The sequence below is a fragment of the Pedobacter zeaxanthinifaciens genome (assembly GCF_003313335.1).
In the GTDB taxonomy this organism is placed as follows: domain Bacteria; phylum Bacteroidota; class Bacteroidia; order Sphingobacteriales; family Sphingobacteriaceae; genus Pedobacter; species Pedobacter zeaxanthinifaciens.
On sequence record NZ_QMHP01000003.1, the window covers coordinates 441,510 to 462,732 of the forward strand.

Annotated in this window: 13 protein-coding genes; 9 read left to right on the forward strand and 4 right to left on the reverse strand. The window is 38.4% G+C overall.

Translation table 11 applies throughout. The features are described 5' to 3' along the window. The first annotated feature begins 390 nt into the window (after nucleotides 1–390). The 3 genes from sigZ (at nucleotide 391) to DUT68_RS06885 (ending at nucleotide 3,964) form a co-directional block, all read left to right on the forward strand. Nucleotides 391–939, forward strand: a complete 549-nt coding sequence (gene sigZ / locus DUT68_RS06875) for an RNA polymerase sigma factor SigZ (protein WP_113636928.1) — start codon at nucleotides 391–393, stop codon at nucleotides 937–939. A 76-nt stretch (nucleotides 940–1,015) separates the two neighbouring features. Beyond that, on the forward strand, nucleotides 1,016–1,951 hold the full coding sequence (gene arsM / locus DUT68_RS06880) for an arsenite methyltransferase (protein WP_113636929.1): 936 nt from the start codon (nucleotides 1,016–1,018) through the stop codon (nucleotides 1,949–1,951). Between the two features lie 432 nt (nucleotides 1,952–2,383). Further along, on the forward strand, nucleotides 2,384–3,964 hold the full coding sequence (locus DUT68_RS06885; RefSeq protein WP_113636931.1) for a peptide chain release factor 3: 1,581 nt from the start codon (nucleotides 2,384–2,386) through the stop codon (nucleotides 3,962–3,964). A gap of 59 nt (nucleotides 3,965–4,023) precedes the next feature. Here DUT68_RS06885 and DUT68_RS06890 read toward each other — a convergent pair whose 3' ends face one another. Next, on the reverse strand, nucleotides 4,024–5,178 hold the full coding sequence (locus DUT68_RS06890) for a hypothetical protein (RefSeq protein ID WP_113636932.1): 1,155 nt from the start codon (nucleotides 5,176–5,178) through the stop codon (nucleotides 4,024–4,026). A gap of 361 nt (nucleotides 5,179–5,539) precedes the next feature. Between DUT68_RS06890 and dctA the strand changes: the two genes are divergently transcribed. From dctA to DUT68_RS06920, 6 genes are all read left to right on the forward strand, one after another. Then, nucleotides 5,540–6,793 (forward strand): C4-dicarboxylate transporter DctA, encoded by a 1,254-nt coding sequence (dctA, locus tag DUT68_RS06895; protein ID WP_113636934.1) that lies wholly within the window; start codon nucleotides 5,540–5,542, stop codon nucleotides 6,791–6,793. A 46-nt stretch (nucleotides 6,794–6,839) separates the two neighbouring features. After that, nucleotides 6,840–7,727 carry an alpha/beta hydrolase gene (locus tag DUT68_RS06900; RefSeq protein ID WP_113636936.1) on the forward strand — a complete coding sequence of 296 codons (888 nt, stop codon included), beginning with the start codon at nucleotides 6,840–6,842 and terminating at the stop codon, nucleotides 7,725–7,727. Nucleotides 7,728–7,732: 5 nt separating this feature from the next. Continuing rightward, complete coding sequence (locus tag DUT68_RS06905) at nucleotides 7,733–9,097, forward strand: hypothetical protein (protein WP_113636938.1); 1,365 nt, start codon at nucleotides 7,733–7,735, stop codon at nucleotides 9,095–9,097. A gap of 69 nt (nucleotides 9,098–9,166) precedes the next feature. Then, nucleotides 9,167–10,438 carry a hypothetical protein gene (locus DUT68_RS06910; RefSeq protein ID WP_157960790.1) on the forward strand — a complete coding sequence of 424 codons (1,272 nt, stop codon included), beginning with the start codon at nucleotides 9,167–9,169 and terminating at the stop codon, nucleotides 10,436–10,438. Between the two features lie 50 nt (nucleotides 10,439–10,488). Further along, nucleotides 10,489–11,256, forward strand: a complete 768-nt coding sequence (locus tag DUT68_RS06915; RefSeq protein WP_113636941.1) for a lamin tail domain-containing protein — start codon at nucleotides 10,489–10,491, stop codon at nucleotides 11,254–11,256. Nucleotides 11,257–11,277: 21 nt separating this feature from the next. Beyond that, on the forward strand, nucleotides 11,278–12,699 hold the full coding sequence (locus DUT68_RS06920; RefSeq protein ID WP_113636943.1) for a hypothetical protein: 1,422 nt from the start codon (nucleotides 11,278–11,280) through the stop codon (nucleotides 12,697–12,699). Nucleotides 12,700–12,865: 166 nt separating this feature from the next. Here DUT68_RS06920 and DUT68_RS06925 read toward each other — a convergent pair whose 3' ends face one another. The 3 genes from DUT68_RS06925 to DUT68_RS06935 all read right to left on the reverse strand — a co-directional run bounded on the left by DUT68_RS06925 (nucleotide 12,866) and on the right by DUT68_RS06935 (nucleotide 21,175). Next, nucleotides 12,866–13,078: a helix-turn-helix domain-containing protein gene (locus DUT68_RS06925; protein ID WP_113636945.1), complete on the reverse strand. Its 213-nt coding sequence runs from the start codon at nucleotides 13,076–13,078 to the stop codon at nucleotides 12,866–12,868. Nucleotides 13,079–14,033: 955 nt separating this feature from the next. Continuing rightward, on the reverse strand, nucleotides 14,034–17,477 hold the full coding sequence (locus DUT68_RS06930; RefSeq protein WP_113636946.1) for a hypothetical protein: 3,444 nt from the start codon (nucleotides 17,475–17,477) through the stop codon (nucleotides 14,034–14,036). Then, the gene (locus DUT68_RS06935) at nucleotides 17,477–21,175 is read right to left on the reverse strand and encodes a sensor histidine kinase (protein WP_113636948.1); all 3,699 of its coding nucleotides are present in this window, start codon (nucleotides 21,173–21,175) and stop codon (nucleotides 17,477–17,479) included. The genes DUT68_RS06930 and DUT68_RS06935 overlap by 1 nt, the downstream gene beginning before the upstream one ends. Between the last annotated feature and the right edge of the window lie 48 nt (nucleotides 21,176–21,223).

Genomic DNA, 21,223 nt, shown 5'->3' on the forward strand with positions numbered 1-21,223 from the left:
CTACTTTAAGTACAGATCCTTCACTAGTGTTCAGGATGACAGAAGTAAAAAACAAAAAGTATTTCCGCTACAATCAGGTCTGTTTAACAAAGGCTCAGCTAAATTGTTCAAATCTCGTATATCGCTTTAAGATTGCTTCGCAAAGCTCGCAATGACGGCAAATTTAAGACCGCTTTTCGGAATTTGCAGCTTCAAAGTTTTATGAACGGTTTAGTTAACGAGCAATACAGGACGTAAACTAAACCCGATTGAAGGAAAATACTTTTTGTTATTTATGCTTGCTATCCTTATCCGCCAGTTAGTAGCAATGCGGTGCGACCCAAAAAACATTTGCGTCTTTTTCAAACTTTGAACATCTTACGTTTGGACAATTAATTTTACAGACAGAATATGACAACAGACGTTACCAATATTTGGACAAATTTTAATAAAGAGCTCAAAGGCTTTATCTACAACAAGACAAGAAATTCGGCTGACACAGACGACATTTTGCAGGAAGTTTTTGTAAAAATCATTCGCAATATTGACAAAGTAAATCAATCCGAAAACTTGCGACAGTATCTTTATGGAATAGTTCGTAACACGTTAAACGACTATTTTAAAAACCAAAAGACATTTTCCAGCGACACCGAAATTCAAGAACAATTTTCAGAAACAGAAACCAATTCATTAAACGAAACCATTGCAGAATGTTGTATAAAACCCTTTATCAACAAACTGCCTGACAACTACAAACAGGCACTTTTAATTACAGAGTTTCAAGACATTTCTCAAAAAGAATTAGCTGAAAAATTGAATATTTCATATTCAGGTGCAAAATCAAGAGTGCAACGTGGTAAAGAAAAATTGAAAGAGTTAATCTTAAATTGTTGTGCTTACCAAAATGACAAATACGGAAACTTAATTGATACAGAAGGCAAAAATTGTGGTTGCTCATAATTTCTGCGTCTTTTCTATTGTATTCAAGTGTTACTATCAAATGGCGATGTTGCCATAAATTAAGAAAAGTAAAACGATGAATACAGAAGTAATCAAAGAAGAAATTAAAAAATCCTATGGCGATGTAGCAAAAGGCAATATCCAAGTAGGCTGCTGTTTAACAGACACAGGTTGTTGCACCACAAACGAATTTAGCAACTCAATGAGTGAAGATTACAGCAATGTAGAAGGCTACGAAAAAAGCGCAGACCTTGCATTAGGTTGTGGACTTCCAACAGAAATTGCTAACATTCACGAAGGCGACACCGTTATTGACCTTGGTTCAGGAGCAGGAAACGATGCTTTTATTGCTAGTAGAATTGTTGGTGAAACAGGAAAAGTAATTGGCATAGATATGACACCAGAAATGGTTATACGTGCCTTACAAAATACTCAAAAATTGGGCTACAAAAATGTTGAATTTGTGTTGGGCGAAATTGAAAGTATGAAAGAAATTTCAAACAATGTTGCAGACGTTGTAATTAGCAACTGCGTTATGAACCTTGTGCCTGACAAAGAAAAAGCCTTTAATGAAGTAAACAGAGTTTTAAAAATTGGCGGACATTTCAGCATTTCCGACATTGTTTTTCAAGGTGCAATTCCGAAGGGAGTTTTAGAAGCTTCTGAAATGTACGCAGGTTGTGTAGCAGGTGCAAGCGAGAAAGGACAATATTTAGGAATTATCAAAAAAACAGGTTTCAAAAACATTCAAATTAAAAAGGAAAGATTAATTGAATTGCCTGACGAACTTCTTTTGAAATACTTAAACCAAAATGAACTTGACGACTATAAAAAATCAGGTTCAGGCATTTACAGCGTTACAGTTTATGCCGACAAGTTAGAAGAAGGTTCTTGTTGCAACACAACAGAAAATGGTTGTTGTGGTAGTGAAACAAAAACAGACAACGAAGCGACTGAAAAATCTTCTTGTTGTGGAGCGACTTCAAACGAAAATTCAAGTTGCTGTGGATAAAGGCACTGCCACTAACAAGGTATTGGCAAAAGCAGGGCCGAAGTGCAAACTTCAGCTTTTGTGCTTCTATTAAACTCTTGTATATTAGCCGAACGGTAGTACTTCGATTGCCCTGCCTTTGCCAATACCCGAACCGTTGGCGGAGAATGATACGGGAGTAGAAGTAGTTCAGATTTAGGTTCCTCCCCGAAGTTTCGGGGCAGGCTTAACTCGGAATGAAAGGATAGTTAAACAAAAAGATTGAACTGAAAGCGGGACTTTCGGTACCGAAGAACCACTACAATTGCTTTTCGAAAACAAACATTTATACTCGTTTTTTAGCGTCATGCTTTTTGTGTACCTTTGCAGCTCGATGAAGCATTGCGTAGTTATATTATTCGATTTGAGGTTTTTATAACCTGGATTACGCTATTGCCATAACCCCAAAATTTTATGCTACACCCAGAGATAGAAAAAAGAAAAACCTTTGCTATTATTAGTCACCCCGATGCGGGAAAAACTACCCTTACCGAGAAGTTTTTGCTTTTTGGAGGGGCAATTAACACTGCCGGTGCGGTAAAAAGGAATAAAGCTAACCAAAGTAACACCTCGGATTTCATGGAAATTGAGCGCCAGCGTGGTATTTCGGTAGCTACATCGGTAATGGGGTTTGAATATAGCGACAAACGTATTAACATTTTAGATACCCCAGGCCACAAGGATTTTGCGGAAGATACCTACCGTACACTCTCTGCAGTGGATAGTGTAATTTTGGTGGTTGACTGCGTTAAGGGTGTGGAGGAACAAACGGAGAAACTGATGTCGGTTTGTAGAATGCGTAACACTCCGGTAATTATTTTCATTAATAAAATGGACCGTGAGGGTAAAGAAGCCTTTGATTTGCTAGATGAAATTGAGGAGAAGCTAAACATTAGCTTGTGCCCGCAAAGCTGGCCTATTGGGCAGGGCCATACCTTTAAAGGTGTTTACAGTATTTACCATAAGCAACTGAACCTTTTTCACTCTGATAAAAGTAAGGTAACGGACTCGGTAGTGAAAGTTAGTGATTTAAATGATGCTGCTTTATTGGACTACCTGCAAGAAAAGGAAGTTTCGAATTTGAAAGATGAAACTGAATTGGTAAATGGAGTTTATGGCGATTTAGACGTGTCGTTGTACAAGGAAGGCTTATTGGCTCCGGTATTTTTTGGATCGGCAATTAACAATTTTGGTATTAAGGAACTACTTGACACGTTTATTGAAATTGCACCAAGCCCTAGGCACCGCGAAGCTGAAGAGCGTGATGTGCTAGTTGACGAAAAAAACTTTAGCGGTTTTGTTTTTAAAATCCATGCCAATTTAGACCCTAAGCATAGGGATAGAATTGCCTTTTTACGAATTTGCTCGGGCAAGTTTGAGCGTAATAAATTTTATTACCATACCCGCCAAGACAAGAAAATGAAGTTTGCCAACCCTATGGACTTTATGGCTAACGAAAAAAGTTTAGTGGAGGAGGCTTGGCCTGGTGATGTGGTTGGTTTGTACGATAGTGGCAACTTTAAAATTGGTGATACTTTAACCGAAGGGGAAAAATTGCAGTTTAAGGGCATCCCTAGTTTTTCGCCAGCTATTTTTAAGGAGGTGGAGAATATGGACCCAATGCGTACCAAGCAGCTGGAAAAAGGCATTGAGCAGTTAACTGATGAAGGTGTGGCGCAGCTTTTTGTGATGCAGCCGGGTAACCGTAAAGTAATTGGCGCTGTTGGCGAACTCCAGTTTGAGGTAATCAATTTCCGTTTAGAGCATGAGTACGGTGCTAAATGTCGTTTCCGTACTTTAACTTACAGTCGCTCACGTTGGGTAACTTCTGATGACAAGAAAAAGCTGGATGAGTTTGTAAAGCGTAAGCAGCAGCACATAGGAACTGATAAAGAGGGCAACCCGGTTTATTTATCTGACAATGATTTTATGATTGAGATGACTAAACGCGATTATCCAGATATTAGCTTCCACACAACAAGTGAATTTAAATAGCAAACGATAGCAAAAGCAGCGGGATCATCGCTGCTTTTTTGCTTAGCCTAATGGATGTCTTATTTCTTTAATATCGTCACACTATCGGGATACCTTAACAAAATACTGTGCTCATCAATTAGTTTCTTAAGGCCATCATCCTTTATCGTGTCTAAAAATTCATTTCGTAGGTAAAAGGCCCTTTCCACCTTATTGGTTTTCCACTGTATAATTTTACAGTTACAAGCATGGTTGTCTATCGTATTAATCACTTCTTTGATTTCGCCGCCATTTCCTTGCTTGATGTACACTTCGCGTATTCCAATGATATCGTTGTTTATCCCCGCATCAAAATTCCAAGACGCCGATACCACCATAACCTTATCTGCATTACCAGACAAGCGCATCAACGATAAACGAGGTGCTTCAATTTTGTTATCTGCACCTTTAACATACGAACGGATAGACACTACATCCGGACTTTCGTATTGCATGTATCCATAATGGTCGAAACCTGCTCCATATCTATTGAAAACAAAGTACCCATCCTTGTATTTCACGCTCATAATGTTGCGCACAAATTTGTGAAAGCGGTTACTATCTGATTTACGTGCCTGCGGCGATCCAATGTAAACAACCCAAACGCCTTCTAATTTTTCAATTTCTTTTGCAGTAGGCTGATAAGGAGTGATCACCAAATCCTTTCTCAATGTAGCAAGCTGACTTTGACTAGATAACCATTGGTAGCTTACCAAAGCCAGCAACACCAACAAAATTAGTGGCAAAACCAAACGCCTAAAGTTGATTGCTTTAGCCTTATTAATTGATACTATTTGGCTTTCGGCATCGACCAATAAGTTAGGGTCTGTTACATTTTCTTCAAACCTATTACGACCCATCCCGTACAAATAAATATAACAAGCATCAATCAAAAAAGGGCGTGGTTTAGCTACCAGTCCATTAAATGCGTCTTTAATTTGGCCACCTGTAACATCGTATTTTTGGTAAGGATATTCCGTTTTTGCAGCGTTTCTGTCCTCAGGATAAGGAGAATGGCCAAGTTTTTCGGCAGTGTAAGGTAATTGATTACTGATCTCACTAAGTATTCTTGCAATTTCTTCGTAATTTCTACGATTAGTATTCAAGTTGAGCTTACTGCCCGTTTGGGCTTCATACTTCTTAAACACTTGGCCTAGCAAATACTCAATCTCTTCTCTTCCTGCTTTTAATGCCATAATATTCTTAGTTGTTTTAAACCAAAGTTGGCAAACCTTATTGCGAAACTTATCATTAGCCAGTTAATACAGTTAAATATATCAATTATTATCCCATTTGAAAACCTAACTATAAAACAGCGTTGCTCAAAAGTATAATAGCTATAAATAATTGAAATTCAATTATTTAATTATGTTTCGGAAATATAGTTGCCAATTTCCGAAATTAAAAATAAACTTTCTAAAACTAATACAGGTCGATAATACATGAATATCGCCTTAACTTTAGAATTAAGCCCTATGCGAATTGTGCACCACTGAAATCATTGCAGTGGGGATCAAATTGAGGGTTAACCAAATATTTACTTAATACCGTACTCCCTTGAAGTATTTCAAAATTTTGTATGTACAGGTGCTTATTGCCATTGTACTCGGCGTAATTGTCGGCCATTTTTTCCCCGGTTTTTCTACTACGGCTAAGTTGTTGGCTGATATGTTCATCAATGCAATTAAGATGATTATCGCTCCAGTAATCTTCATTAGTATTGTGTTAGGTATTGCTGGCGCCGGCGATTTAAAAAAAGTTGGCAGAGTAGGCGTAAAAGGGCTGATCTACTTCGAAATTGTAACTACCGCAGCAATTATTATTGGATTATTAGTTGGCAACTGGGTTAAACCAGGAAGCGGAGTTAATAGTGCAGCCGTACAAGCAACACCCGCAGCAGCCGCAACGGCCTCCTCGCCGGGCATGGACTGGACAGAATTCATTAAACATATTGTACCTGATAACGCCATTGCCGCTTTTGCCAAGGGAGAAATTATCCAAGTACTTTTCTTCGGGATTTTATTTGCAGTTGCGTTAGCCAAAATGGGCGAAAAAGGCAGCCCAGTGATTGTCGGTTTGGAACGAATCAATAAAATCTTGTTTAATATCCTGCACATGGTCATCAAAGTTTCGCCAATAGGTGCCTTTGGTGGTATGGCTTACACTATTGGTAAGTTTGGCTTTGCAACACTTGCGGTTTTAGGAAAGTTATTGATCACTTTCTACGTAACCGGATTCCTTTTCATCTTTGTAGTGCTTTATTTGATCCTAAAATTCAACGGATTCAGTTTATGGAAGCTCCTTGGCTATATTAAAGCAGAACTATTGATTGTACTAGGATCAAGCAGTAGCGAAGCGGTTTTACCCAACATCATGGAAAAACTCGAAAAAGCAGGCTGTAGCCGAAATGTAGTAGGATTGATTATCCCCTCTGGATATAGTTTCAACTTAGATGGCACTAGTATTTACCTCAGCTTGGCAATTATATTTTTGGCTCAAGTTTTTGGCGTAAACCTAACATTGGGGCAGGAGTTAACCGTTATCGGTATTTTATTACTAACCAGTAAAGGAGCCGCAGGAGTAACTGGGAGTGGATTTTTAGTGCTAACATCAACCCTTACCATTTTAAAAATTATCCCGTTGGAGGGTATGGCTTTGCTAGTTGGCGTAGATAGATTTATGAGCGAAGGCCGAGCCATCATCAATGTAATTGGAAATACTGTAGCTACTGTGATCATTTCTAAAAGTGAAAAAGAAATTGACCTGCAGCAATATAAACAAGTGGTAGAAAAAACTGATGTTGCGGCCTAAAATAATTTTAGTGCAACTCTATTATTTAATGATTAAATAGAAAGTTATGAGATATATTTTGCTTTTAACCCTGTTAACGCTTACCGGTATAAATTCGTTGTTTGCACAAATTAACGCCGCCACCACTGGTAAAACTTCATTTTATTTTGATAATGGAGGGAAGCTCAAAAGTCCAATTAAGGTATTTTACTTCAGTCCTAAGGCCAATGCGCCTGACATGCCTGTGGTAGTGATGCTACATGGCGCCAACCGCGACGCCGGAGCGTATATGAACGATTTAATTAATGCCGCTACCGTATTTGGATGTAAAATTATTGCACCAGAGTTTGATCAAGAAGATTACCGTGGAGTGGAGAAGTATAACTTGGGGAATGTTTACGAGAAAAATAAAAAAACCTTTCTTTCATCGGATAAATGGAGTTTTTCGTTAATTGAGCCTTTATTCGACTATGTAGTTGCGCAAACCAAGAGCAATAGCAAGGGCTACTATTTATATGGCCACTCGGGCGGAGCACAGTTTGTACATCGTTTTTTAATGTTCGTGAAACAACCTCGCGTCATTAAAACTGCTTTCTCTAACGCTGGCTGGTATACCCTACCCAATACCGATACAGAGTTTCCTTACGGGATAAAAAATGCGCCTATAGATCAACAACAGCTTGCTCATTTTTTTGCTACCAAAGCTTTTGTGATTTTGGGTATGGACGACCTATCGACCGACGAAAAATCTTACAATATCACTGATGATGCCGAAGCTCAAGGCAAAACAAGATTCGATAGAGGGAAAAATTATTTTAAAACCATTAAAGCAAAGGCCGAAGAGCTGAAACTACCATTTAACTGGACCCAAATTGATGTGCCTAATGTTGGTCATGATAACGGCAATATCGGAAAGTTTGCTTTTGCTACCTTTTTTATGGACATCCAACAATAAACCAAATGATAAATCAACCAAAATTTTTAACCCTTTTAGGTACTTTTTTGGGTATAAGCATGGGGCAATTCGCTTTTGCGCAAAGCGATGAACTTTATACCCGCGACTCTACCTATAATTTTGTCGAAACTCCCGGCAATACTCAGTTACTGAGAATTAAAAAGGGATACCTATTAGGCGATGGGATTACTTTTATTTCTGGCAAAGGAAATTTCAACCTCAGCCCATCCCTGCAAACATTGTACTCGATTAGTTCACTTAACAAAAATTTGTCAGACCCAAATGCCATGTTTGCTATCAACCGGGCCAGGTTGAATGTATTTTCTAACTTGTTCGACAACAAGATCAGCTTAAATGCCAGAATTAATTTTGCCACTAATTTTACTAGCGTAACTACCGGGAATAGAACGTTTAATACCACCTTACAGGAGGCTAACATAGAATACCGCCCCAACCGTACGCATGTATTTAATTTCGGTTTAAGAGCCGATTACGTAGATGGCCGTGAAACGCGAATAGAAGGTGAAAGCTTAGGTTTTATTGATAGAAGCATCATGTCAGATGCTTTTGACGCCATTTTCGATTTTGGAATTAGGTACAAAGGCACCTATCGTCTGGGCGGCAAACATTTGCTGAAACCCTATCTGTCAATTACTACAGGGGAAAGCCGCAGTGCTTTGCAGCAAAACTTTGGAGGCCTAAAATATGGTGTTAGGATTGATTACTTGCCTTTTGATAAGTTTTCTCGTGGTGGAGAGTTCTACATGGACGACCTTTATCGAGAAGAAAAACCAAAATTGGTAATAGGTGTGGTTTACAGCTTTAACGACGGAGCTACATCAGCCAAAGGCACTAATGGTGGGCGCTGGTTATACGGCGATGCACAACAAAATCTCTTATTACCAACCTATAGTAAATTTGGTGCCGATTATATGTTCAAATACAATGGCTTTTATTCAATTGGAGGTTTTGTAATTACGAAAGCAACAGTTCCAGACAATATTGCTGGTGAGTTTAGATTAAACGGAACATTTAACACAGCTGGATACAATTCACAAACGCCAGAACAAATCAAAAACACCGTATTATCTCGCCTTAATTTGGGCAGAGGTTTTAACGTACAAGCAGGTTATCTGCTTCCATCTAATTGGGCTTTTGGCGGTAGGTTTTCGGCATTAAAAGAAGATAACGTAACCGCAACTTTTGCCAACAACGACAGGGCGTACACCTTTGTAACTACCAAATATTTATCGGCCCATGCCTTAAAAATACAGTTTGAGCTTGGTTATAGTCAATTAAGGCAAAGCTTAAAAACAGCTACGCAAAACGGCACCTACTACAGCCAAATACAATTTACTATTCAACTATAGGCTATGAAAAATTTAATGCTTACGGTACATCAAAATCATCCAGAAACATCGATTATAAATTTAAACCAGATGAAAAAAATATTATTCTTCTTATGCCTAAGTTTATTCGTTATTAACAACCAAACGAAGGCCCAACTTATACAGGCAGACTCTACGTTTGTATATGTCAACGGTGAAGGAACCTTTATTAGGCTCGGCAAGGGCGAAGGCACAGTCATCAATCTGTTAAGCATGTTGCAGTCGGGCGCTCAGTTTGGCAGAATTGATTCCTTAAACAAAAAAAGCAACAATAGCCGCATGAGTATCAATTTGGCTCGAATTGCATTAACAGCTACTAACGCAAGGCATAAAGTTTCGGCGGGCTTCGTTACCGATTTTACCGGAATCACGCCAATATTGGAGGGTTGGATTGGTTTTGATATCCATAAAAGGGCAAAACTGATATTGGGTCAAAGGCAAACACATACCAATAACCGTTTGGCTATGGCTGATGAGCGCTACGCACAAACTATGGCGCAAAGCTTGGCTGGGAAATCTAATGACGGCATTTTATACGGTGGATTGATGCACAATTTTGTAGGTGCTACACGTGAGGGCGGCTTGTTCTTAGAAACAAATTTCAGCATCCATAAAATGAGGATTTATCCTTCTGTTTCGGTAACTACTGGAGAAGGGCAAAATTTCTTCACATCACAACCTACTAAACAGGGGTTTAAATATGGTGGCCGTTTAGATATCTTACCATTGGGTGATTTTACAAAGAACAATGCCTTTATTGGCCATGATTTGTATCGCGAAGCTAAACCTAAATTAGTATTAGGAGTAGCAGCAAGTTATAATCAAAAAGCAAGTAGTCCGAAAGGAAGCGAGTCTGGGTTAATTACTGGAATTTTTGATCAGGCTGGTGTGGCTACTTTAGCAGACTATAGAAAGTTGGTTGCAGATTTTGCTTTTAAAAGCAATGGTTTTGCGCTTGTTGGAGAATATGTAGTGAGCACAGTTACCGGTAAAGATTTATTTACCAATGCTGCAGGTACCAGCCAATTTACACCACAGATTGCCAGCACTTTTTACAATTTAGGTAGCGCCTACAATGTACAATCTTCTTACGTTTTTAAATCGGGGTGGGCTTTTGATGGCCGCTATACCATTATTAAACCAGAATTTGATGTGGCGGGATCAAAAATAGTTGATCAAAAATGGGCAACCTTTGGCGTAAATAAATTTTTAAAAAATAACGCCTTGCGCATTGGAGTGAACACAAACTACATTGAAATGAGTACGCCAACTGCCAAAACTAAAAAATGGCTGAGCAATTTTGCCGTGCAAGTTTTATTATAAGATGTTGAACTAGCACAAACACATCGTTTTAACATATAAAAATACAAGACATGAAAACATATATTCCAGCTATACTTTTTGCCATTGCTACAAGTTTTGGCTGCTCTTCTGAAATTGAGTTTACACCTGTAGCACCGCCTTCAGCAACTGGCAATTCGGATTTGTTGTTATCAGAAATCTCGACAGCTATCAATACAGATGCTACTACGGGAGCTACAAGACCTCATTATGTAGAAATTTATAATGGCACTGCGGCCAATGCTGATTTAAGCAACTACGCTATCGGCTACTTTGCTACTTTAGATGCAACTACGTTGGCTAACTGGGCGTTTCCCGACGGAAATTTTCTTTTATTATCAGGAAGTTTAGAAAAGGCAAAGTGTTACGTGATTTCATCACCGCAGGCTGATGCAACTATCGGGAAAAGAGATATTACTTGGGGTACAACAAGCACAGCGAATGCTAATGCTAGTGTGCCTTTGCAGTTAAGCGGAAATAGCGCTATTGCTTTGTTGAAAAAAGATGCAACCGGAACCATTACTTTAAGCGGTAATACGTACAAAATCATCGATGTTTTCGGTAGTCCGCAGGTAGCCAGGGTAACGAGTACTGGAACTAGTAGCGCCCGCAATAATTTTATTTGGACAGTAGCAGGCGAAACTGATACCCGTAATAGAACTTTCTTCAGGAAAACTACGGTAACTAGCCCTACTACAGATTGGGCTAGGGCCAAAGGTACCACGCCACAAGATAGTGAATGGCAACTGTCTGCAGACAGAGCTTGGGACTATACCAACATTGGCTTAGCAACAAAATAATTAACCCTTAACCTAACTTAAATGAAAAAGCTAGCTGCTATTTTAATAACATTGGGATTTGCAACAACAGGTTATACGCAAACCACATGGAATTTAAATTTTGGAATAGGTACCGGCCAATTCGTAATTGCCGCCAATAGCGCAATCGAATCTTCGGTATCACAAAGTCCAAATCTAGATGTTCCAACTCCGTCGCCCTCCTCAACGCAAGTGGTTAGGTTGAGAATGAGCAACCCAATTTCCGGCAAATTTGAACTCGTTAACACGGGTGCTACAATTGGCTCGGGCTCTAGGTTAAAGATTACTGCTCCAACCTCCACATCAAGCAATAAATTTTCTATTTATAATATTGGAGCCACTACTAAACTTATGAGAGTTAGGTTTAAAGTTAGGTTTGATGCCGGTACAAATGGCGAACAGATTTTTTCTGTGGGTAATAACGACGGGGGGTTATTTTATAGCAATGGTAGTGGTATTGTTGATGGAGGCTTTGCTTCCATGCAATGGAATTTAGGTGCTAGCAAACACGCTTTTAGCTATTTTAAAAACACTAGTTCCAATAATTCAACAACTGCCATAAGCGAGGCACTAAACCCGGTTATAGCTGGATTTACTCCCAACAGCGAACATACTATAGAAGTATTTTGCAACAACACTGCAATTCCAATGCAATATGCATCTGGTAGCACAAATTATACTGTAGCTGCTGGAAAATGGCATATCTGGGTAAACGGCACACAGTTGTTTTCTGCCGCAGCCGTTACTGATTTTGATGCTGGTATACTTGGTGCTAATACAAATTTGAATGCGATTGCTTTTAACTCTAAATCTTCTACTACTCAAGCTATAACTTATTTAGATGATTTTGAGTACACCGATTTTTTACCGGCTCCTGTTTTACCCGTTACATTGGTATCATTTCAGGGAAATAAGCAGGCCGCGGCAATTGCTTTACGGTGGGCCACCGCGTCAGAAGTTAATAATTCACATTTTTTAGTTCAAAAATCTGCCGATGGGACAACCTTCGAGACCATCGCTAGAATTAAGGGAGCGGGTACAAGCAACCAGCTAAACAACTATTATTTTACAGACCATTCTCCATTGCAAGGCACCAACTATTTCCGCTTAACACAGGTTGATTTCGACGGGAAGTCTACTAGTAGTAACTTAATAGCTGTCAATTTTGGTCTAGGTGACATAGCCATGAAAGTGTTAACAGGCAATGTAAATGATAAAATTGAGTTGATTGTTAGCGCTGAGCAGGATCAGCAAGGCACATTAGATATCTTCACAATAAATGGCGGCAAAGCTGCAACGCAGAAGCTCTCGCTTCAAAAAGGCAACAACAGGATAAGTGTTGCATTACCAAGTTCGGCTAAGGGAGTATTCGTTGCATCACTACAAACCTCACAATTTCTAGTAAAAACCAAGTTTGTAAAGTAAGATGGGCCGCTCAAACGACACCAAGTAAATGACTAAATTTATTAAGGAAGCAGCGAAACGATCGCTGCTTTTTGTTGCAGTCAGTTTTTCATTGTCGGTCTAACCGCTTAAAACTTGGTTGGACTTAGAGGCTTCAAATGAAACTAATATAATCATGCCAAACCATCTAAATCAGAGAGCGATCTGGTGGAAGCAAATCATGAATAGAAACGTGTAAAATATCCGCTAACTTATAAAGCTGGCTAGCCTTTATTTCTGTCTTTCCTCGTTCAATTTTGGAATAAGCCGCCTGCGACATTTCCATTTCAAATGCAACCTCATTTTGAGATTTTCTTTTAAGCTGCCTAATTTCTCTAATAATTTGCCCAATATTTTTCATAGTAAAGATAGTTTAAGCAAATGTAGTTTTTACCAAAAAATAAGCAAACCTTTTAGAACAACTATAAGTTTTCAACTTCTTTGATATTAACATAACTAGCTCAAAAACAATAATTTGACAATAAAAATTAATAAGCTCATGCCCGAGAGTTTTAGTAATAAGATAACTATTTGAATTAAATTAGGTGCTGTACAGTTAAATTTTCAAAATATTACTTGTGGTTGTTGCGACATTTAAAAAACCGATTTAAGTTAGTAATTATATAACTCTGCGGTAAGTACATGTTAATCGACCCAGTTAATAACCTATTTTTATGTATAGAAGATATAAAAAATACATATTCCTTCTAATTTCTATATTGAATGCTTACCTACAGTTATCTGAAAAACCTATTAGAGTAAGCGGTTACCTAAGTGCATTTAGCTTCTTAGGTTTAGCAGTTATGCACTTGTTACGCGAGAGAAAGAAAAATCCTAATAAATAAGTTGTGGAATCCTATGAAGATAAATGAATTTATTAGCAGGTATATTGCCTACTTTTTTTCATCTACATGTATTCTGTCTTTTATAGTCAATTTTGTAAATGATTTTGACCAGAAGAATAAATTTTGGAACGCTACCTTATATGTTAGCCTAATTTATATTGTTTTATATCAAATATTTGTCCTTCGAGCAAACCATTCAGTTAATAAAAATCTTTAAAGGCAGATTAATGCCATTTAAATTACCTCTCTTTCTTTACCAGTTATTGAATAATAAAGTACGTTAGAAGAAGCAAAAAGTGCCCAATAGTGCGAATATTTCTTTTAACAAATACAGTTTCAATAGCTATTTCGAAACCTTTCCTCAAGGTTACTTCACCTTACTAGGTACGTCGAAAGAACTTATTAATTCTGATAATCTTTATAGCCAACTTGTAAGTGCGTAATTGCTAAACAACGTGTTTACTCAGCACCTTAAAAATATGCCCTAACCTGCATATTGCCCGTATGTACCACACTTACATTTGGTGATTTACGACCTTCGTAACTGATATTAAGCTGAATACCATTGCCCACAGTGCGCTGTAAACCCAAACCCCAAGTATAATTGTTTCCAGTTTGTAGGCCCGATAACATTTCGTAGCCGATGGTACTGTTAGCATTTCCACTAAATTTGTTGTTGATGTAGCTTAACCTTCCTGTTAAAACTCCTTTTTTGAGAACATTGTATCTGGTTTCGGTAGTAAAAGTCAAGTTATCGTTTTGCTCGCCACCAAATTCATCGGAGTTACTTTGCTTGCCATAAGCTCCGGCTAAAGTTAACCTCAAATCAATATTGAATTGGTAATTCAACTCTGGTAAAAGTTCAAAATAGCTGATTTTGTAATTGCGCTGCTGAAAAAGTTCCGAGTTATAATTCTTCAATCCTTGATTCAACGTCACGTTGATGTTTGTACTTTTTACGGGCGAAGTTCGTATTCTCAAACCTCTTTCATTACGCTTTCTGCTGTCGAAACCATTGCTCAAAAAGCTTTTACCTCCATCAGATAAGTAATTAAAATCTACCCCAAATTTAGGATTGCTCCTATTAAAGAAAAGGGTGTTCCTTAGAAAAGAACTTAACGAAATTAAATTAGCGGCATCAATTCCGGTATTGAAAGGATTATAAACTTGAAAACCATCACCTGCTAAAATCTTCCTATCTATTTTATATGAAAGCTGGTTGGTAAAGCGACTTACAAATTTTTCAAATCCCTTACTACCTTTTAAAATAGCACCTGGCGTAAGGCGTATACTTTGGTTTACCCCGGTAAAATTGGTACGAACATAAGCCGTACCTGCTGTAAAAACCCTAATGTATTTTGCTTGATCCGGAAATCGGGAAATCTCAAATTCATTCAATTCCTTCACGCCATTACCGTTATAATCGTTCCATGCATAAATACCCTGACCTGGCAATACCTCCAAATAAGTAATTTCTCGGCGTGGCTCCTGACCGCTTCCTACTTCGTAATATATCGAGGTGTTGACAAAGCCTTTCATTGCATTAAGGTTGTAATCCAGCCGTCCCACTACGTTTTCATCACTATTCACCTGTGCAAAACCGTTTTCATAGTTGGTCTTTCGGTATCCAGCGGTTAAACTTAAGGTAGAATTTACGTTTTTAGTTAGCTCTACACCCACGTCTACACTTTGCGAATTTGAGCTGTTTAACAAGCTGGAGTTACGTGGCAACTGATCCTGCCTAAAACTGTAGGCTAATTTATATCTGTTGCTTTGATTAGCCAGACTTTGCAAATACATTTTATAGATGTGGTACGAGAAGCTACTTCCCGTTAGTAAGTCTGTCTGTTTATCGGTAGTGGTGTTTTGCTGCTGCTCAAAAACAAAACCTGCCTGCATTTTAAAAACTTCCCGATTTAGATCAAGGTAATGTTTGAAAAAAGTACCATTGCTTGAAGTAGCATCTGAGTTAAGTAAACTTCCATCATATTTTAACCCGTACTTACCTATTTTGTAAAGTGCATTTACCTTATGTAAAAATCCTTGATATTCTCCTCGCCTTGAGAATGTATTTAACGAGTAGGCCAAATTTTTAGTATCGCTTTGATATAGCTGCAATGTGGTGGAAAACAAGTTTTCGGTAGCGGGTGTACTTACCGCCTCTAAATTAAAATCGCGGTTAAATTCCACTATGCGGTATCTTTCAATAGGCTTAAATGTTTTACTGACATACTCGTAATTAGTGGAAGTATTTAGTTTCAACCCTTTTTGATTCAGTAAAAATGGATGTAATGCCTGCAACCTTAGTCCGTAGCCTGTTAAATTGGCTGCCGATTTATCTGCAAATAGATTGACGTTGTTGTTACTTACTGCTACTTCAGTACTTAATAGCGTTGCTTTTTTTGGTTTAAAATCGGCCGCTAAGGTAATTAATTGCTGTTGTTTTGGGGTGATGAGCAAGGTAATAGGCTCATAACTCCCCTGCATTACACCTGCTACTGGTTCAACAAATTCATACACCTTTCCATTAGCAGCCGATTGGCTGTTGATGCGATAATTGCCTCTTCCTTCGCCTATAAAAGAAAAGCCTACGCGGTATTTTGCCAAAGCTGGATCAATACTGTAACGGTAATAAGTTATACCCGTAATGGAGGTTAAGCGCTCATACAAAATCTCATTTTCGCTAAATGAAACTTCAGTTACATTGGGGAAATAAGCTTGCGTAATATTACTTCCCAACATAGCCATAAATTGCTTTTGTTCATCACTTAGCGTTTGCAAAAAGGGTTGATTTCGGTTGTCTTTTTCGTTGTAATAATTAAAGCGAATAGCCAGCCGATCTGTCTCAAAACGCTGATTTAAGAAAGTAAGCGAACGGGAGTAGTTCTTATCTGAATATTCAAATTCTATTGAAATACGTGTGTTTAAATTGATGAGATGCTTTGCTGTAAACGTAATTTCCGCAGTGTTGTAATCAATCACATAATCATTATCCTGGCCCCGTACCAAAGGAACACCATCAATAAATACCCGTTCCGTTCCGGCTATCACCACCACATAAGTTTCGCCGTTGTTTCCTGTTAAGCGGTATGGCCCTTGATTACCCTCTTCGCCTAAAAACTGGTTACGTGCCGAGCGCCCTTTCGCCACTGCAGCAGCAACGGTGGTGCTGGAGCGCATCCCATTAGGCAATACAAAATTATGACTGAGCATAGCTCCTTGAGTTCGCTTATAAAAATTCATAAAGTAGCTATCAGGACGCTTCAGCTCATAATCGCCCGCCGTAAGCACAGTGCTATCTTTTTTAAGCTGTACAAAAACACGATCAAACTCATTCAATTGTTGGGTGTTGCCTTCTGGCTGTATCGGCAGGTTATCGTCAGATATTGCCGCCAAAATTTCAATGTCGTTGCCAATTTTACCCGACATTTGCAGTACCATGTTAGAGTTGAGCGACAAATTTTGATTGTTGCCAAACATAATTCCTCTCGAAATACTTCCACTTTTGTTTAACCCCTTCATTGAAAACAGCGTGTTTTCTTGTGTTACAGGCTTATACACATAAAAGCTGCTGTTATCAATTGCCAACTGCTCTAAAGCCTTGGCATCTTTATGGTAATAGCGCTTCGAGAAAAGAATTGGATAAACTTTATAGCCAATTAGCAAATTAACGCCAGCCGCACCTTTCCATAAAAAAGTAGCTTTTGCAAAATCTACGGCGTACATGCTGGTATCAGCTGGCAAATTGGTTTCGTAGCGTACTGTGAGCGACTGAGGCACAATGCTCAAGCTATCTAGGTTAATTAATACGTTGCTGGTGGTTATTTTTTTTACCCGCTGGTTGCTACTTAACTGCGCCTTTGATGTTGTTACCAAAATCACTAAAAGCGATATGAGGCCCAACCTAAACATCATTATACCAAAGGAAATGTAAGGTAGAAAATGGTACCATTGTTAAGCACCGAAGTAAACTCTACTTTACCGCCAGCATTTTCGATAGCTTGCTTAACGAAAGCTAGGCCCAAGCCAGTACCAGATGATTTGGTGGTAAAGTTAGCTCTAAAGATATTGCTTTGCAGCGCAGGATCTATTCCCTTTCCATTATCTTCTACTTCCACAAAAGCCTGTTGCTCATCATTAGCCAAATGCACTTTAATAACGCATTTTTCCTTACCATCGGCAGCTTCAATCGCATTTTTAAATAAGTTATTGAACGACCTTAGCAATTGATCTTTATCTCCCAAAACAATAATGGTTTTTGTAGCCCTGTTTAACACGTGTATTTCAACATGATCCATTGAGCTAAACACTTCCCTAGCCTGCTCAATAATGGGCAACAATTGGATATGTTCCAATTTGGTATCAGGCATTTTTGCAAAGTTCGAAAACTCGGATGCAATAGTTGCCAAACTGTCTATTTGCTCTACAAATGATTTGTTAAAGCTTGCAAATTTTTTCTCAAAATTAGGATCCTGCTCTTTCCACGATTTTTCTAATAGCTGCACCCCTAACTTTAATGGTGTTAACGGATTTTTAATTTCATGAGCTACCTGTTTTGCCATTTCACGCCAAGCACTTTCTCGCTCGCTTCTTGCAAGTTTGTTGGCACTTATTTCCAGCTCAGCAATCATTTTGTTGTACTCCTTAATCAACACACCAATTTCATCTTGCCGGTGCCATACAATTGGTTGGTTGGTTTGGCCAAACTTTGTACGGCGAATGTTCTCTTGTATAAACGTAAGCGGACTGGTAATTTGATTGGCTAAAAACACCGCCAAAACTCCAATCAGCACAAAAACTAATGCGTAAATATTAATCAAGGTATTGATGAAAAGACCAATTTTAGCTTGATAATCTTCTTCGTTAGCATAGTATGGAATGCTGATATAGCCTACCGTTTGATTGTTACTGTTGCGGATTGGTGCATAAGCTGCCGCATAGGTAAAGTCGCCAATTTTTTCAATAGGATTGATAAACTCTGATTTTTGCTGAACGGCCAGCCTCATGTAAGCCATAGGCCCCATTTTGCGGGCAATAATTCCTAAATCATAAAGCTTTGGCAAAGAGGTTAAATATAAATTTCCATCAATGTCGTACAGGTTCAAATACACGCCGTTCACGTCCGCAAATTGGTTAAATTCAAATTGCGATTCGCTATCATTGCTTATGGTGCCAGGCAAAGAAATTTGCTTCTCGTAACCCAATTGTATTTTACGGATTTTCTCCCTTACCTGCTCATTTTGTTGCTCTAAATATTGATGCTTGATATTAAAAAAAGTGGCCCAGCCAACAATAACTAAAGTAGCCACTACCGATAGTACAATAGAAACCTGTATCCTCGTTTTGTACAAAATCTTATTGGCATTAATCATCAAATACCTATTGATATTGAACAAACCGCCCCTGCTATCGCTTATGTTAATGGCCAACCAAGTAACCATGTAACTTATCAATCCAAAAATGATAAAAATCAAGAAAAAGAAGGAAAGTGTAGCCAAACGAACGGTAAAATCAACTTTTTCAATGGAAATGATGATTAAACGATTGCTCAAAGGTTTGTAAACAGCATGGCTATAATTAGTCCCATCTTGGCGCTCATTTATAAAAGTGATGTTATCCCGTTCACCTTTAAAATTGGTGTTTATCATTGGATAAACGTATTTTCCAGATTGCCCAAACAGCTGATTGCTCTTGTAAAAAGCCAACGAATATTTACTTAAATCCTCATCGCTTTTCAGCTTTCCATCAATTAGCAGGTCTGGGAAAAAACTATTATAATCATACGGTCTGGAGGTAAGCTCCACTACCATAGTCCCTAGCAGGTTGTCACCATCAAAAATTGGGATTAGCCCAAAATAATTCTGGAAACCAAACGTATCGTTAACCCGGTAAAAATAATCGCCCTGCGGCGCTTTTACAGCACCATATTTTACCAGATTTTTGTACTTCGCAATAGGCAGCCCTTCCGCCAACTTTAAGGATTTATCGTCTAGCCCGTACTCAAAAATTTTGTACTCAAACCTGGAGAGGTAGCCATCCAAATAATTTTTTACAATGTAGTTTTGGAAGTTGGATGTTGGCGTAAGCATGGGCTGCTTAAAATAACTCACCACCTGGCTATCCAAGGTAAGCCCTTGCTCCAAAAGTTCTATGGCATTCAATACTTTTGGGTCATCATCGTACATCAGTTTTCTTGCAATGCCAGCTCTGGTATTTCGCTCCTTAATGTCTTCAAATTTAATGTACTTGATAGACGTTATGGAGGCCATACATAAAAAAACCACCGCCATTACTGATATAGAAAAACCTTGCTTTTGCACCTTTACATTGTAGCCAATCATGAAAATGAGCAAGGCGTAAATAAGGTAAAAAACGGTATAGTCTTTAATGAGCATGTATACCGTATAACCCAAAAGCAACGCTAAGCCTGTGTAAAGTTTCTGCTTTGTAGTAATGGTAAATTGAGAAGTTATCACCACCAAAGCACTTACTAACAGGTAAATGTTTAGCCAAACCAAACATAAAATGATGATGCTAAGCCAACTTACCCAGCCTAAGTTGATGATATTGCTGATATTAAAATCGATCTTAGAGTAAAAAACCAAGCCGAAAAACAAATCCTCAGTTAAAAAGCCAACCACACCAATTACAATTGCAAAAACAAGCAATAGCAGGTAATTTACCCAACGTTTTGCTGAAGCCCACTTAGGCAAAGTAAACTCTTTCCTATGCGCATAAATGAAAATCAGCACACAGGTGCAGGCAATTACATTCAACAATAAATCACCTAAAGAAGGCAGAAAATCACTCTCCGCATAAATAGCGGGATCGAAAAGCTTTAGGTTGAATTGGTGGTTAAGCCAAAAGAATTTTAAATCGGTTAAACGAAGTACAAAAAAGTAAAGTGCAACCAACAAGGTACCCGCAAGAGGCTTTTTTTTCCTAGCCAACCAAAGGCCACAGGAGTTTACAAAAAGGCTGATGAATACCACGCCCAACACCCAAAGCCACAACTGCAAACGGGTGTAAATGTTGTCGTCGTAACTGTTGCTTAACTTTACGGTAAATAAGTAATCTTTGTTTAAGCTAAAGATTTCAGTAGTTTCCTTATCATTGAAAGAAGCAATTTCTAATGTTTTTTTATCGAAAAGCCCCGGCCAAATTTCATTTTTAAGGTACTGATTTTCGATGGCGTATTTAGCCTTAACGGATATCACGAAAACGAAAGTGTAATTCCCTACCGACTTTTTAATTAAATCATAGTAGCCGTTAGCTAAAAGCACTAAAGACGAACCCTCCTTCAGTTTACTCACATTGGTTGGAAAAGCCTTGTAACTGCTCCAATACTCCAAATGCAGGTTTCTATAAACCAATACATTAACGCCGCTAGCACGGTAGGCATTAATAAACGCATTGGAAAGGTCTTCATCAACACTAAGCCTTTTAAGCTCCTCCAATTTAGCGGGTATACTGAAATAGTCGTAAGCTATCCGCTCTTTAGCTAGCAAATTTTCTTGAAGCTGATTAGCCTCATGCTGTAACAGGCTAGTTTTAGTAATTGATTTACGTAAAGAAATTGCCGTAACAATACAGCAAATCCCTAAAAGTAACATCAAAACCCTAATTTTCGAACCCGTATTCAAATTCAACAGCTTTAAAAC

Coding starts and splice junctions, on each gene's coding strand:
- DUT68_RS06920 (WP_113636943.1), top strand. CDS start 11,278: ATGAAAAAGCTAGCTGCTATTTTAATAACATTGGGATTTGCAACAACA.
- DUT68_RS06915 (WP_113636941.1), top strand. CDS start 10,489: ATGAAAACATATATTCCAGCTATACTTTTTGCCATTGCTACAAGTTTT.
- DUT68_RS06900 (WP_113636936.1), top strand. CDS start 6,840: ATGAGATATATTTTGCTTTTAACCCTGTTAACGCTTACCGGTATAAAT.
- DUT68_RS06910 (WP_157960790.1), top strand. CDS start 9,167: ATGAAAAAAATATTATTCTTCTTATGCCTAAGTTTATTCGTTATTAAC.
- DUT68_RS06905 (WP_113636938.1), top strand. CDS start 7,733: ATGATAAATCAACCAAAATTTTTAACCCTTTTAGGTACTTTTTTGGGT.
- DUT68_RS06925 (WP_113636945.1), bottom strand. CDS start 13,078: ATGAAAAATATTGGGCAAATTATTAGAGAAATTAGGCAGCTTAAAAGA.
- DUT68_RS06885 (WP_113636931.1), top strand. CDS start 2,384: ATGCTACACCCAGAGATAGAAAAAAGAAAAACCTTTGCTATTATTAGT.
- arsM (WP_113636929.1), top strand. CDS start 1,016: ATGAATACAGAAGTAATCAAAGAAGAAATTAAAAAATCCTATGGCGAT.
- DUT68_RS06935 (WP_113636948.1), bottom strand. CDS start 21,175: ATGTTACTTTTAGGGATTTGCTGTATTGTTACGGCAATTTCTTTACGT.
- DUT68_RS06930 (WP_113636946.1), bottom strand. CDS start 17,477: ATGATGTTTAGGTTGGGCCTCATATCGCTTTTAGTGATTTTGGTAACA.
- DUT68_RS06890 (WP_113636932.1), bottom strand. CDS start 5,178: ATGGCATTAAAAGCAGGAAGAGAAGAGATTGAGTATTTGCTAGGCCAA.
- sigZ (WP_113636928.1), top strand. CDS start 391: ATGACAACAGACGTTACCAATATTTGGACAAATTTTAATAAAGAGCTC.